Origin of the sequence: Cyclobacterium sp. 1_MG-2023 (genome assembly GCF_030546805.1) — a bacterium.
Lineage (GTDB): Bacteria > Bacteroidota > Bacteroidia > Cytophagales > Cyclobacteriaceae > Cyclobacterium.
This window is the reverse complement of sequence record NZ_JAUOPC010000007.1, coordinates 41,009-55,832: the sequence shown is the minus strand read 5'-3', so window position 1 is coordinate 55,832 and position 14,824 is coordinate 41,009. Positions and strand designations below refer to the sequence as shown.

Here is a 14,824-nt window from a genome sequence, read left to right as displayed (position 1 = left end):
AATCACTTCAATATTTGGGAGTGATTTAATTTTTTTATACTTTTACATCAAGTTAAATGTTTTTTAATATAAAATAATTGTATTTCGATGCTAAATATTGTGATTATTGATGATGATGAGGTGAGCACTTTTGTTACGGAGCAATATATTAGAAGATGTTTATCTGTTCCTTTCGAAATTCATAAGTTCTCCTCCGCAGTAGGGGCTTCTCAACAAATTGCTAATTTAAATCCTAATTATTTATTTTTGGATTTAATGATGCCACAAATGACGGGTTGGGATTTTTTAGAAGAGATCAAAGGATCAGGGCTTACATCTGATGTATACATATTGAGTGGCTCTCTTGATATATCAGATGTTGAAAAGGCCAGTAATAATCGAATGGTAAAGAAATTTCTTCCAAAGCTTTCTGTTAAAGAAAGTATACTTGATATTTTCAGAAATTAAAAATTTTTGTAGGGTTTAAGATTAATTATAATCGCAAATGCATAGGCTTCTAACTTTGTTTGAAGCCTATGTTTTTTGAAAAGGATTATCGAAAAGATCAGAGACTTGTTAGTAAAGTAATCCGGTAATAGCAGGGGGGGGTAGTTTTTGATGCATTGCCCTTGCATTAGAGGTGACTTTTTGCATTGAGTGTTAGTTTATTTAGCCGGGTATTAACACAATTTCTTTTTTCAGATGTTTTGCTAGTGTGTCAGCATAGCGTTGTGCTTCCCATATTTCAAGATCTAGGTTCTCTTCACCAAATACCTTAATTTGTAATTGCTCCTCCTTTTCTACACAATGGACATTTTGAACCCATTGGTTTTTTGTTTTATCCAACCCAACGGCAATTCTCAAAATACCTGCTAAAAGACGCAGGCGCTTTTTCTGATCTTTTTCTAATTTCTTGAATTTTTTATGTCTCTTAGTAGGTCCTTTTTTCCTATGGTACCTTGCCAGGTGCCCTAATAAAAAGACTTCCTCGTTGGTAAAACCACGAAGTTGACTATTCTTGATAAGATATCTTCCATGTTTATGAAAATCTTGAAATGCTACAAATGAGCCGATATCATAGATTAGACAGGCATAGGAAATTAGATCTCTTTCATAATTTTCTGCCCCATGAAATTCCTTTAGCTGGTCAAATAATTGCAGGGCTATTCCCATTACATGACGTTTTTCTGAAAGGTCCGTCTCGTATTTCATTGCCAACCTTATGCAACTTTTCTCTTTCAAGTTTTTGCCTAGGCTTACCTCTTCTATTTTTAGGCCATGTTTTTCTATGTGATTGATAATCATCCCATCCCTTAGAGATGCATCAGATACAGTGATGGATGTAGCATCAATTTGTTGTAATATTTCTACCAATAAAAGCGCTCCCAAATGAATGGCATCAGCTCTGCTTTCACTAATTCCCTGAATTTCTCCTCTTTCTTGGGGGCTTGATTCAAGCAAGCGATCGCGTAGCTTGATAAGTTCTTTAAGTGGAATGGTTTCGGCATTTACTATTTCCGGTGCAGGGTTCTCAGCTTTTATAAGACATGCTTCAGCTAATGCTCGGATTGTTCCGGATGTTCCGATTACTCGATCAAATCCGATTTTATTGATTTTCTCAAGTACCAAAGAAGATGCTTGCTTGATGTGCGATTTCAATTCCTTTTGAGATTTGGGGTCAATTTTATCTCGCCCTCCTGTATAATCCAGTAAGCGTAGGACTCCAAGTTTCATGGAATTGCCATAGTGAATTTGAGATTGGTTACCAACAATGGCCTCCGTACTCCCACCTCCAATGTCCAATACGAGGATGTTTTCCTTTTTTATTGCGATGGCCTCCCTTACTGCTAAAAAAATCAATTTAGCCTCCTCTTTACCTGAAATCAACTGGGGAGAAACCCCAGCTTCGTGAATCAACCTGTCCAAAAATTCTCTACCATTTTTTGCCTCCCTAGTAGCACTTGTAGCAGATACTATGATGTCATCCACTCCGTATTGATCGGCAAGTTGCACATACCTTTGAACGGTAGCCACACCCAAGTCCATGGCTTCCTGACTGAGCTCTTTATTGGCAAAAACACCCACCCCAAGTTTTACCATGCTTTTCTCCTGCATGAGAATATCAAAGCTGGTTCTGGTTTGCACCTTAACAATAATCATGTGGATACTATTCGTACCTATGTCTATGGCAGCTATGTTCATTTAAAATAGGATTTGTTCATAAAAGCGATGTGACTAATGGAAATTCCTTGAGGACATTCTACCTCGCATGCTCCGGTATTGGAACAAGAACCAAACCCTAATTCATCCATTTTTCTTACCATTTGATTGGTTCTACTTTTATGCTCAATTTTGCCTTGAGGCAATTGGGCCAAATGGCTAATTTTTGCTGCGGTAAATAGGGAGGCACTGCTGTTTTTACAAGACGCAACACAAGCTCCACAACCAATACAAGCGGCAGCATCAAAAGCAGCCTCCACAGAGTCACTGCTAATAAGAGTTTGATTGGCCTCTGGAGCCTGTCCTGTATTGACACTAATAAATCCACCAGAAATGATGATTTTATCTAAAGCACTGCGGTCTATTTTTAAATCTTTTTTTATAGGAAAAGCAGCAGCTCTAAAAGGTTCTATGTAGATGGTGTCTCCATCTTTAAAAGACCTCATATGGAGTTGACAGGTGCTGGTATGTGCATTGGGCCCATGTGCTCTTCCATTTATAAAGAGGCCACATTGTCCACAGATTCCTTCCCGGCAATCTGAATCAAATGAAACAGGGCTTTGGCCACTTAGTGTCAAATTTTCGTTGAGCTGATCAAGCATCTCTAAGAATGACATGTCCGGAGAAATGTCCTTTACCGAATAGCTTGTCATTTTTCCTTTTTCAGACGATTGCTCTTGTCTCCAGATTTTAAGTTTGAAATCCATTATTTATAACTCCTTTCTGTTGGTGTGGTAAATTCAAAATCAAGGGTTTCTTTGATCAATACAGGGCCATGGTCCGATTTCTGCCAGCATGATATAAAGTTAAAAGCCTTGTCATCCCTAATGGCTTCACCATCATTGGTCTGATGCTCGGTTCTAAAATGCGCCCCACAGGACTCCTCCCTGCTTAAGGCATCAATACACATCAATTCAGCTATTTCGAGGTAATCTGCAACCCGTCCGGCTTTCTCCAGTTCTTCGTTTATTCCATCAATTTTTTTTGGAATCTTAAGGTCTGTATAAAAAGATTTTCTCAAATTTTTTATGGCTTCAATGGCGGTTGTCAGCCCTTTTTCTGACCGACTAAGTCCACATTTATCATATAGAATTTTCCCTAGCTCTCGGTGGAAATAATCCACTGTTTTGTGTCCATTTATTTCGCCAAATTCCTCTAGTTGCTTTTTAACCTTAAGCTCACTTTCTATAAAAGCCGGGTCATCACTATTGATGGGGTCAGGTTTTCCTGATTGGGCAAGATAATGGGGGAGGGTCTGTGGTAAAATATAATAACCGTCTACACAGGCCTGAAGTAGGGAATTGGCTCCAAGTCTGTTGGCCCCGTGGTCAGCAAAATTTGCCTCACCAATTGCAAATAATCCGGGTATATTGGTGCTCAGTTCATAATCTACCCAAAGCCCACCCATGGAAAAATGTGCAGCAGGGGAAATTTTCATCGGTTCATTGTAGGCATTGATACCGGTAATTTTTTGGTACATGTCAAATAAGTTGCCGTATTTTTTGGCAATGGCTTCTTTTCCTTGCTTTTCAATGGCGTCTTTAAAATCAAGGTATACCGCATTTTTTAAAGTGCCAACGCCATGTCCAGCATCCACCCTTTCTTTGGCAGCCCTTGAAGCAATGTCCCTAGGGGCTAAATTTCCAAATGAAGGATACCGCCGCTCAAGGTAATAATCACGGTCTTCTTCAGGGATGTCTGCGGCTTTTCTGTTCTCATTTTTGCTTAAAGGGACCCAAATTCTGCCGTCGTTTCGTAGGGATTCTGACATTAGAGTGAGTTTGGACTGATAGCTGCCCGACTGCGGCAAGCAGGTAGGGTGAATTTGAGTCCAGCTGGGGCTGGCAACCCATGCGCCCTTTTTATGGGCCCTCCAAATGGCTGATCCATTGCAACCCATGGCAAGGGTAGATAAATAATAGATCTTTCCAAAACCACCGGTAGCCAAGACCACAGCATTGGCAGTATGTCTTGTAATTTCACCGGTATCAAGATTTCTTGCAATAATGCCTTTGGCCACACCATTAATTAATACAAGGTCAAGCATCTCATGCCTGGTATAACTCTTTATTTTCTTAGCCTTTACCTGACGCATCAAGGCCTGATAGGCACCCAAAAGTAACTGCTGCCCTGTTTGTCCTCTGGCATAAAAAGTACGACTGACTTGTACGCCCCCAAAAGAGCGGTTACTCAAATAACCACTGTATTCACGAGCAAAAGGAACTCCCTGAGCAACGGCTTGGTCAATTAGATGGGCTGAACATTCTGCCAACCTGTAAACATTGGCTTCCCGGGCCCTAAAATCCCCACCTTTCAGCGTATCATAAAACATCCTGTAAATACTATCGCCATCATTTTTGTAATTTTTCATGGCATTTACACCTCCTTGTGCAGCTACCGAATGAGCTCTTCTGGGAGAGTCCTGAAAACAAAATACAGAAACATTGTAACCTAGTTCTGCTAATGACGCTGCAGCAGAGGCTCCCGAAAGACCGGTTCCGACAATGATCACATTGTAATTCTTTCGGTTATTAGGACTAATGAGCTTCGCCTGGTTTTTGAAATTGGACCATTTATCTTTAAGCTCACCTGATGGAACTTTTGATTTGGGTATTTGCTTTTCGTCAGTACTAAAATACATGCCTGTGTAATTAATTTACTGTTTTTGATACCTAATAATAACAAATTTATATGTCGTTTTTATGAAATTTTCGGTTTAATACAGATGATATGTACAAACTGTAACCAAAGTCACTAAATCTCCCTAATTAACAGCTTAATTTTAGGTAGTCATACAGGGTGTGATTATTCAATCTCCTGCTAAACCAAAATTAAAATAAAAAGGTTGTTAGCTTGAGACCATTTAAAGTCGAAATGCTGCCCATTAAAAGAAATAGAAATGGTGGGGAGTTTTGAAGTAGAATCATGGAGAGATATTTGAAAATTATAGGAGATGCCTATTACGGCTACTTCAATTACTTGATCAATGAGATCATGTATCCATCTTGGGGAAATTATTTCTGGTGGTTGGTGGGCCTTTCCCTATTCGTTTGGCTACTGGAGTTGGTTTTTCCTTGGAGAAAAGGTCAGCCGGCGCTCAGAAAGGATTTTTGGCTAGATGGATTCTATATGTTTTTTAATTTTTTCTTATTCTCTTTGATTGCATTTAACGCGATCTCAAATGTAGCAGTGGAGGCATTTAATGACTTCTTGGGACTTTTTGGTGTCAAAAATGTTGTGGCCATAGAAATTAGTTCTTGGCCTGCTTGGACACAGTTTTTGACCCTCTTCATAGTAGCTGATTTTATACAATGGAATGTGCACCGCCTATTACATAGAGTGCCTGCTTTTTGGGAATTTCATAAGGTACACCATTCAGTGGAGCAGATGGGCTTTGCTGCTCACCTAAGATTTCATTGGATGGAAACAATCCTGTACAAAACAGCTCAATACATTCCCCTTGCCATGATTGGCTTTGGTTTAACGGATTTTTTTATTGTTCATATATTTGCCACGGCTATTGGTCATCTGAATCATGCCAACCTGAGGATAACTTATGGGCCTTTTAAATACCTGCTTAACAATCCCATTATGCATATTTGGCACCATGCCAAGGATCTGCCCAAAGGTAGCCATGGAGTTAACTATGGGCTTACATTAAGTGTTTGGGATTACTTATTTGGCACAGCCTATATTCCCCACGAAGGAAGAGATATTCCACTAGGCTTTGATGGGGTAGAGAAATTCCCTAAAACTTTTTGGCAACAAATAAGCTATCCATTTAAGAAAAATAAAATGGAAGGCTAATCTTTCGAATGGCAATTCGCCATTTTAATAATCAGTAGCTCAAATGTCCTTTCAAATTAATTTGAATCAGTTCGATTCCCGCCATAATTATGGATGGATGCGAGATGTAATTTGATTATTAAGTATTTCTATTGATTGAAAAAACCTTTTGATTATTTTCTCAACTTCCTAAGTACTTCTCGTTTTTAAGGCTATGTTGTTTAATTTTTCCTGAAAACATCGATTTAGGCTTTCTTTTTGTAAGTGTTTTCCATGTAGTGAAATATTGACCGCATTGGTTTATGTAAACCCTTAGAAATAATGACCACCAAAGCTTTTAGATAACAGGGATCTTGGGTTTCCCTAAACTGGATTTTTTAGTGCTAATATGGGGTGTGTGGATAAACAAAATGAGGGCAGAGCGGAATGAATATTATTCAATAAAATTAATAAATAATGAGTAGAGGATTTGTGAAAGAAGATGATCAGGAAGAGATTCCATTGGTTCCTCCTAGGGCTGACTTACCATCGGGAGCTGCGAATTATGTAACAGTAGTGGGTATGGAAGAATTATTAGCGGAGAAGAGCAGGCTAATAACTGAAAGGGAGCCATTGGATATCAATGATGACAAAGACCGGAGAATAGCATTCAATCATATCAATGCAAAGTTGAAATTGCTAAATGGAAGAATAAATAATGCAATTACTGTTGACTTAAGCAAACAGCCGAGTGATGTTGTGCGTTTTGGTGCAAAGGTTACCCTCAAAATAGACAAGGCTAAAGAAATCATACTATACCAAATCGTAGGGGTGGATGAAGCAGATGTTTCAAAAGGAAAGATCTCCTTTGTGTCTCCAATAGCAAACTTATTAATGGACAAGAAAATAGGAGATAAGGCAATTCTAAAATTACCGAAAATGGAAAGGGTGTTTGAAATTGTGGACATTCAGTATTAAACATTTTCTTGCCCCCTTTCCCGTCAGTTGTTTTATCAATTGCTAGAAATATTTTTTATTCAACAACATGGGCCATATTCTTGCCTGAATGGTTTTTGAGATAATGGCTTTGAAGTAAATCTCCACCAAAATCGTTTTCTAGGTCCCTCATTACGGCATGAACATGGTTGGCATTGTTTTGAACATTGTCATATTCTATCAATAATCCTGCGCCTTGAATACTGTAATAATGGGGATCCCCTACTTTATTTGTTTGAGATCCTGCCCAGGCAAAGGACATGTTTTCCCAACCTGTGCTTTTGATTCTATCGAGTAATCTGGTATGGTACTCAGTTGTGTAACGAGAAAGATAGACGCCAACAAGTCGCTTAAGTAATAGCAACTGATCTGTTTTCAAATCACTCCCTTTGATACCACTTTGGGTTAGAACTTTTGCTTTTCTATCATTACCGGTAATGATATCAGCAGGGGCTTTGTCTGCAAACAGGGCTTTCTCTTTCTGTGAATCACTTAAAGAGTGCAATAATTCAAACCCCATATTGGTTTCATCCGCCAATACCTGTCTGTCCATCTGTGGTCCGGCCAAGACAATGCCCGGGTTTGACCCCATAAAGGAAGGTGTGGCGGAGGTAATTGTTCCTTCAGCAGAGGAGAAATTTAGAGACAAATGATGTCCTTCTAATCTCCAGCCCCAAGGCTTGTCTGAAGAAGGCTTGCCAAACACACTAAAATGATAATTTAAAGGGTCTCTATAGGTGTCATTTTCAGGTCTGTTTTCGACTTCCCTTAATACGTTTTCAAGTTCGATAATGGACGCGGCTTTTTCTTGTCCAATGGTACCCAAGGAAGCCCGCATCAATTCCAATGCATGCATGGTTTGCTTGGTATTGAAGTCATGAAATGTTGGTCCATTTCTTTCTCTGGGAACAAAGTGCCAGTTGAAGCGTTCGGTATGATCAAAAGGGAAACAGGCTTGTTTTTTTAATTCGGTATCAAGACTTTCGATAAATTGATTGGCTATCGAAGATAGGTCTTGGGCTTGATTATTGATGGTAACGGACAACAATAAAAGAAGGGTGAAGCAGATGGTTTTCATATGATAAAGCATTTGGATGGGAGTAAGGTGGTAATTATTCTTTTTAATAACTTTTGTTCCAATAGATTTTTAAGTTTTTACTGGCTCTTCCTGAGGCTATTATTTCCGGTTTCCCATCGCCATCTAAATCGGCAACTTTTAAATCTTCGCATGCCATTCCATTTTTGTCCAACCAATGCTTTTCCCATGATCCATCCTCTTGAGGGATCAATATTTTTATTCCCAAATCTCCATCATCATTGGGCTCTCTCCACCCCACTACAATTTGGTCCATGCCCATATTCAATAGGTCTCCGGTAGCTAATCCATGCCCTTGTTTCATGGCAGCAGTAAGCACTGTTCGATTTAATTTCCCCAAGGCAAATGATTTATCCTCTTCAGGAGTATATATAGAGAGTGTTGGCCCATGAAAAGGTTCTACACCGGTAAGAAATGGCTTTCCTTTGGCACCCTTACCTAAGCGTATTTCACCAAAGCCATATTCATTAACTAGCCAACCATCATTACTTCCCGGCCTCCAATCGCCATCTTCATAGTTGAAGGTTTTAACACCTTCCTTACCTCCGATATGCAATATTTCTCCATTATCTCCGGGAACCGGATCCATATTATGGGTTACGTGCATGCTCTGGTCAATTACCCAATTTTTCCATTGTCTCCCTTTTTCATCTTCCTGTTCATAAGCAATGACCTTTACACCTTCACCCGCACCACCTTTGTTTCCTTGACCATGTAAAGGCAAAACTACAAGATGAAACAAATCCTCTGCTGCCTTTATCCAGCGCATGCGGTGAACGGTAGGTTCATGGTGCAATTTAACCGGTTCCCAAGTTTGAGTCGGGTCATCGGGCCTGATAAGGAAATGTACGGAACCTGATTTTTGTTTGTCTACTGTCTCACTAGGATTCCATTGTGCCCCAACGGCTACTTCCACCATGCCGTCTCCATTTATGTCTCTTGCAGCAATGCAAACATTGTCAGATTCAGTGAGGTTTTCCACCATAACAAACCTTTTCCAATCACCATTTCTGTACCAAACAAATTCTTTTTTATCTGCAAGTAAAATGTCAGGCTTTCCATCACCGTCGACATCCCCTATAGCCAGGCCATAGCCTATCTCTATATTGCTGTCCAGGGTTTGCGCTTGAAATTGTGGTTCAGGGGAATTGTTTATTAAAACAGTTGAAAACAAATAGGTGAGCCAATGTATCATAGTTATCTTTCTTGGGTTACTGTTCCAATAAATTTAATTAAAAAAATGATAAATGGCTAAATTCTAATAAATAAGAATATTAGGTTACTGCTTGGCCTGTTTTAAGAAATAAACGAATAGCATCAGGGATGTCCACCTTTCCTTCTAATATTTCAAAAACCTGCTTGCCGTCAATTCCATGATCCAGCATGTGTATCAAGACAGCAGCAACATCTTCCCTTGAAATGCCTCCCTTTTCATTGAAAATATCGGCTACTTTTATTTTCCCTGTGTAGGGGCCGTCAGTTAAACTACCTGGTCTAATAATGGCATAAGGCAGGTTGGTTGCTTTGAGGTATTCATCCGCAGCTTTTTTTGCCAATAGATAATGCTGCATGGTCTCATCCGCCTTTTCTGCATTCTCTGCTCCTCTTGAACTTAACATGACCAACTTTTTAATGCCATGTTTTATGGAATAATCTACACTTTTTATGGCTCCCTGTTTGTCTACCAAATCTGTCTTGTCTTTTCCTGTTTTTGAACCGGATCCTGCTGCAAAAATTACCTTGTCTATATTTTGAAGGGCATGCTCAAAATTTTCTTCAAGATCAGCAATGACTGTAGAAATGCCCTTGTTTTCAAAATAATCCTCTTGGGATTTTTTCCGAATCATGGCTACAGGTGAATAATCTGAATGTTTTGCAAGGTTTTCGGATAGTATCCTGCCTATGTTGCCATTTGCTCCAATTATCAATACTTTTTCCATAGTTGTTTTAGTTTGTTTAGAAACCGTCCAATAATTGTTCCAATCCTACCAATTATTTCCGTGAAGGACTTAACATTCTAAAAAACAATAATTTGTATCCATGGAATGTAGCCTAAAAAAATAAATAGCCTATTAAATAGAGGGAGTTGATGGTTTCAATCAAAGAAAAACAATTTTATTTTTACTCAGGAAATTATTAATAGTCGGTTAAATCTTTTTCACTAGCTCCAGGATGATTTTCCGCATTAAAGGTTCTGCTTTTGCAGCTGCCTGAAGAATATCTGTAAGGGTGATTTTTTTGATGTTCCCCGGGGTGCATAGGTCCGTAATAGCTGAAAGAGCAAAAGTCCTCATTCCTGATTGGACAGCAACGATTACCTCTGGGATTGTACTCATTCCTACTGCATCTGCGCCAATTGTCCTCAGGTACCGGTATTCTGCTGGTGTTTCCAGATTTGGTCCTTGAACTCCGGCATATACTCCTTTTCGCAAAGATGTATGGTTCTTTTGATCTACTTGAAAGGCCAGCGAAATCATTTCCTTGTTGTAGGCTTCACTCATGTCCGGAAAACGGTCTCCAAAGGCTTGTTCATGCCTTCCCCTCAGCGGGTTTTCAGGAAAAAGATCAATATGATCTTCTAAGATCATGACATCCCCAATTTCAAACTCGGGGTTCAGTCCACCTGAAGCGTTTGATATCAACAAATGTTGGATACCTATCCTTTTCATCACTCTAATTGGAAAAGTTACTTCTTTCATCGTGTAGCCCTCATAGTAATGAAACCTGCCTTCCATAACCAGTACAAGCTTCCCCCCAAACCTTCCAAGGATTAATTTTCCTTTATGAGAAGTGACCGTGGAGGTTGGAAAATGAGGGATTTCTTGATATGGAATCTCTTTGATTAACTCTATGTCATTGAGCAAACCTCCCAAACCTGTTCCTAAAATAATTCCTATGATCGGTTTGTCATCCAAAAATCCTTCTAAGAAAGTTGCCGACTCTCTGATTTTGTCTGAGTAATTGGTTTCAATACCTTTGTTCTGCATAAACTTGTAAAAGATGAGAAGGTGAAAATTGAAAAGTAACACCTGTAAATATAGGTATATGCCTTAAATATTTCTTTCTGAATATTGTAATTTCAATAAGAATGTTCCTTTTCTGTCATTAAAAAAAAAATAACTTTTGACTTCAATTTTTCTTTAATCCGCCCCCAAAGGAGAGGGGAAGGCTTTGGATAATTAGGGTTAGCTTTGAAAATAAAACAGGAAAAACAGAAACTTTATAAGCACCTCAATTGTAGTATTGTATTAAATTAGCTTGTATGATTAAAATTATTGTCGGGACCAACCGTAAGAATGCGATTTCCGGTATCATTGCCAAAATTTATCAGCAACTGTTGGCTCAGCATGGTGCCACAGCAGAGGTAATCAGCCTTGCAGACCTACCTAAAGATTTTGTTTTCACGGCCTTGTATGAACACAATGGGAAAAATAAAGCCTTCAATACCATACACAATCAAATTAAAAGTGGTGATAAGTTTGTTTTTATTGTACCGGAATACAATGGTTCATTTCCCGGTATTCTAAAGTCTTTTATTGATGGCATGACTTACCCCAATAGCTTTAATTCAAAAAAATGCGCTCTGGTCGGGATTTCTTCAGGTATCGGAGGCGGTGGCATTGCACTCAGCCACCTTACCGATATCTTCAATTACCTGGGTATGCATGTACTGGCCAATAAAATCAAATTGGCCAAAATAGAGGAAAATATGTCAAACGAACATGTTACCAACAGGTTGTATATGACCTTATTAAATGAGCAAGCAAAAATGTTGATTGACTTTTAAAAGTCAATCAACATTGTCATGCAAAAACCTGTTATTACTAATGATTTCATTGTCATCATTCAGGTTGAATTTTGAAATACTTCTTTCTGAGCTGTGTTGCACCTCTTGAAGTTTTATCTTTTTTCTTTGATAGGCTGGCACTTCAATTTTTTCCTTAAATTCTTCCGGCGTCTGATTTACAGATCGCATATGCCTTAATTTTTCAAACCTATCATGGGCTCGTTTAAGCGCCTTGGCCTTAATTTGCTCAAAATAATCAGATTGATTAATTGTTTGCGTATCCGGTTGCTTTACCTCTTCTTGTTTGGGTTCGGGCTTGTCAAATAAGGACAATACCTTTTTTGGTTCAGCTTTCGGCTGAGGGCTTACATATTCAAAGTCGTCTGAATTCTCTGATTCTGCAGTATCCATACTGGGATTCTCCTGAGCAGAATTTTCTGTAGGCGTCTCATTATTTATCGCAGGCTCCTTTATTTGGGGCGTTTCTTGAGCAGGTACTGTAGATTGCTGTACAGTAAAGCTTACGGATTGTCCGGGACTTGTGCTTTCCTCTTCCTTTGAAGTTTTACCGGATTCCAAATCAATTACCTTTTTGGTCTCACTGTCATCTTTTTTATTGCTGTTGACTTTATCAGGGAGGGAATTGGTTTCAAAACCCGTAGCAATGACTGTAACCCTAATTCCTTTTTTAAGGTCTTGGTCGATGCCTTGGCCAAAGATCACGTCCGCCATGTCTCCTGCGCGTTCTTGGATATACTCAGTGATTTCCACAAGCTCGTCCATGGACAATTCTTCTTCCTCACCTGACATGATAGAAAGTAGAATTTTTTCTGCTCCTTTGATGTCTACATTGTTGAGTAATGGAGAAGAGATTGCCTTTTCAGCAGCTTTGATTGCCCTGCCTTCTCCTTCTTCCATGGCTGAGCCCATTACTGCAGCTCCGGCATCTTTCATTACTGTTTTAACATCTTCGAAATCCACGTTAACATCTTGTGTTTCAGTGATGATTTCAGCGATGGATTTTGCCGCGGTACTCAATATATTATCAGCCTTACCGAATGCTTGACGAATCGGTAAATTTCCATAAATGTCCCGCAATTTGTCATTCAGGATTACCAATACGGTATCACAACTCTCTTTTAAAGATTCAATGCCTGCTTGGGCAGAAAATGTTTTTTTCCTTCCCTCGAAGATGAATGGGGCAGTGACAATCCCTACTGTTAGGATGTCCATGTCCTTGGCAATTTTTGCAATTACCGGTGCCGCTCCAGTACCGGTTCCTCCACCCATACCCGCCGTGATAAATACCATTTTGGTATTGTCTTCAAGAAGCTTTCTGATATCATCCTTGCTTTCCAAAGCAGCATTTTTACCCCTTTCAGGGTTTGCGCCTGCACCTAACCCTTCGGTCAGGTGAGCTCCTATCTGGAGTTTTAATGGAACAGGACTGCTTTTTAAAGCCTGGGAATCAGTGTTGACTACCACAAATTCCACATCCTTTATCCCCTGATTAAACATGTGATTCACTGCGTTGGAACCACCTCCTCCTACACCGATGACCTTAATGATTGATCGGTGGTTTTTCTGAATATCAAATTTATAATCTTTCATGATGTTTGACATTTTTCCTCTATTGAATACTGTATTTTTTACCTCTGATATTAATAATTTTCGGAGTCGTCTCCGATATCATCGGTAATGAATCTCTTTAGCTTTTTGGTTATTGAACCGAAAATATCACTTCCACTTTGGTCTACACGGAATCCTTTCTTTTCTGTAGTAGTTTTTAAACTCTCTTTTTGTCGATAATTGTCTTCCCGATCATCTAGCCCTCTAAAGCCTGCCAATACCAAGCCAACTGTGGTGGCATACATCGGACTTTTCACATCCTCTACTTTAGATTTACCTAAATGTTCATTTGGATACCCAATTCTGGTATCTAATCCGGTAATATATTCGAATAGGGGACCTACTCCATGCAATAATGAGCCCCCGCCGGTCAAGACGATTCCACCGGCTAGTTTCTTGTACACCCCACTGGTTGCAATCTCGGATTGAACCATTTCAACAATCTCTTCCATTCTTGCCTGTATTATTGAAGCAAGGTTTTTAACTGAGATTTCTTTAGGTGGCCTATTTCGCAGACCCGGTATAGAAACTATTTCATTTGGATTGGCTTCTTCCGCTATGGCTTTTCCAAATTTTGTTTTTAGCAATTCTGCTTGGTGCTGCATCACCATGCAACCTTCTTTGATGTCTGCGGTTATTATATTTCCTCCAAATGGTATTACTGCCGTATGTCGAATAATATTGTCATAAAAAATGGCAACGTCAGTGGTGCCACCCCCAATGTCTACCAGACAAACTCCTGCTTCCTTATCCAAGTCGCTAAGCACAGATAAGGAACTTGCCAAAGGTTCAAGGATCAAAGCTTTGGATTGTAGGTTGCCACGTTTTACACATCGATCAATATTGTTAATGGCAGCAGATTGTGCAGTGATAATATGGAAATGAGCTTCCATTCGTGCTCCGGACATACCCACAGGATCCCTGATGCCTTCCTCATAATCTATGGTATAGTCTTGAGGCATTACATGAATAATCCTGTTTCCCGGAGGTACCACTATGTTTTCCATATCGTTGGATAACCTTCGAACATCTTCAACAGTTATTTCTTCATCATTAGGGCTTCTAATGATCACACCATGGTGAATTGAGCTACGTATGTGTTGCCCAGCAATCCCCACAATTACTTCCCCTATGTCTACATTAGACATTTCGGAGGCTTCATTTACTGCTTTGGTAATGGCATTGACAGTTTTGTCTATGTTGGTAACGATGCCCCTGATTACGCCATCAGAAACTGCTTTCCCCATACCCAACACCTCTAGCTTACCATATTCGTTCTTCCGACCTATAATGGCACATATTTTTGTGGTGCCGATATCCAGTCCTACAATGAGTTTTTCGTTTTCCATAGC

13 protein-coding genes are annotated in these 14,824 nt (G+C 39.4%); 4 read left to right on the top strand and 9 right to left on the bottom strand.

All coding sequences use genetic code 11. The features are described 5' to 3' along the window. The first annotated feature begins 87 nt into the window (after positions 1-87). Positions 88-447 (top strand): response regulator, encoded by a 360-nt coding sequence (locus Q4534_RS12530; RefSeq protein ID WP_303613519.1) that lies wholly within the window; start codon positions 88-90, stop codon positions 445-447. Between the two features lie 201 nt (positions 448-648). Here the strand turns inward: Q4534_RS12530 and Q4534_RS12525 are convergent, their stop codons facing one another. Genes Q4534_RS12525 through Q4534_RS12515 form a run of 3 tightly spaced genes read right to left on the bottom strand, consistent with a single transcriptional unit; the run spans position 649 to position 4,840 of the window. Beyond that, positions 649-2,181 (bottom strand): Ppx/GppA phosphatase family protein, encoded by a 1,533-nt coding sequence (locus tag Q4534_RS12525; RefSeq protein ID WP_303613518.1) that lies wholly within the window; start codon positions 2,179-2,181, stop codon positions 649-651. Next, entirely contained in the window at positions 2,178-2,906 is a 729-nt protein-coding gene (locus Q4534_RS12520; protein WP_303613517.1) for a succinate dehydrogenase/fumarate reductase iron-sulfur subunit, read from the bottom strand. Before Q4534_RS12520 ends, Q4534_RS12525 begins: the two co-directional genes overlap by 4 nt. Next, on the bottom strand, positions 2,906-4,840 hold the full coding sequence (locus Q4534_RS12515; protein ID WP_303613516.1) for a fumarate reductase/succinate dehydrogenase flavoprotein subunit: 1,935 nt from the start codon (positions 4,838-4,840) through the stop codon (positions 2,906-2,908). Before Q4534_RS12515 ends, Q4534_RS12520 begins: the two co-directional genes overlap by 1 nt. Positions 4,841-5,124: 284 nt before the next feature. On the opposite strand from Q4534_RS12515, the gene Q4534_RS12510 reads away from it, so the two are divergent. Next, positions 5,125-6,006: a sterol desaturase family protein gene (locus tag Q4534_RS12510; protein WP_303613515.1), complete on the top strand. Its 882-nt coding sequence runs from the start codon at positions 5,125-5,127 to the stop codon at positions 6,004-6,006. A gap of 435 nt (positions 6,007-6,441) precedes the next feature. Further along, positions 6,442-6,942, top strand: coding sequence for a GreA/GreB family elongation factor (locus Q4534_RS12505; protein WP_303613514.1), 501 nt, complete (start codon positions 6,442-6,444; stop codon positions 6,940-6,942). Between the two features lie 55 nt (positions 6,943-6,997). On the opposite strand, the gene Q4534_RS12500 is transcribed toward Q4534_RS12505, so the two are convergent. The 4 genes from Q4534_RS12500 to Q4534_RS12485 form a co-directional block, all read right to left on the bottom strand. Continuing rightward, entirely contained in the window at positions 6,998-8,038 is a 1,041-nt protein-coding gene (locus Q4534_RS12500) for a DUF3500 domain-containing protein (RefSeq protein ID WP_303613513.1), read from the bottom strand. A 43-nt stretch (positions 8,039-8,081) separates the two neighbouring features. Further along, positions 8,082-9,251, bottom strand: a complete 1,170-nt coding sequence (locus tag Q4534_RS12495; RefSeq protein WP_303613512.1) for a VCBS repeat-containing protein — start codon at positions 9,249-9,251, stop codon at positions 8,082-8,084. A 79-nt stretch (positions 9,252-9,330) separates the two neighbouring features. Further along, positions 9,331-9,996 carry an SDR family oxidoreductase gene (locus Q4534_RS12490; RefSeq protein WP_303613511.1) on the bottom strand — a complete coding sequence of 222 codons (666 nt, stop codon included), beginning with the start codon at positions 9,994-9,996 and terminating at the stop codon, positions 9,331-9,333. A 207-nt stretch (positions 9,997-10,203) separates the two neighbouring features. Beyond that, complete coding sequence (locus tag Q4534_RS12485) at positions 10,204-11,043, bottom strand: purine-nucleoside phosphorylase (RefSeq protein ID WP_303613510.1); 840 nt, start codon at positions 11,041-11,043, stop codon at positions 10,204-10,206. A gap of 275 nt (positions 11,044-11,318) precedes the next feature. On the opposite strand from Q4534_RS12485, the gene Q4534_RS12480 reads away from it, so the two are divergent. Further along, complete coding sequence (locus Q4534_RS12480) at positions 11,319-11,843, top strand: NADPH-dependent FMN reductase (protein WP_303613509.1); 525 nt, start codon at positions 11,319-11,321, stop codon at positions 11,841-11,843. A gap of 3 nt (positions 11,844-11,846) precedes the next feature. Here Q4534_RS12480 and ftsZ read toward each other — a convergent pair whose 3' ends face one another. Together ftsZ and ftsA are read right to left on the bottom strand one after the other, a co-directional pair. After that, a complete protein-coding gene (gene ftsZ, locus Q4534_RS12475; RefSeq protein ID WP_303613508.1) occupies positions 11,847-13,454 on the bottom strand; it encodes a cell division protein FtsZ in 1,608 nt (535 codons plus the stop codon). A gap of 50 nt (positions 13,455-13,504) precedes the next feature. Beyond that, entirely contained in the window at positions 13,505-14,821 is a 1,317-nt protein-coding gene (gene ftsA, locus Q4534_RS12470) for a cell division protein FtsA (protein ID WP_303613507.1), read from the bottom strand. Positions 14,822-14,824 lie beyond the last annotated feature (3 nt).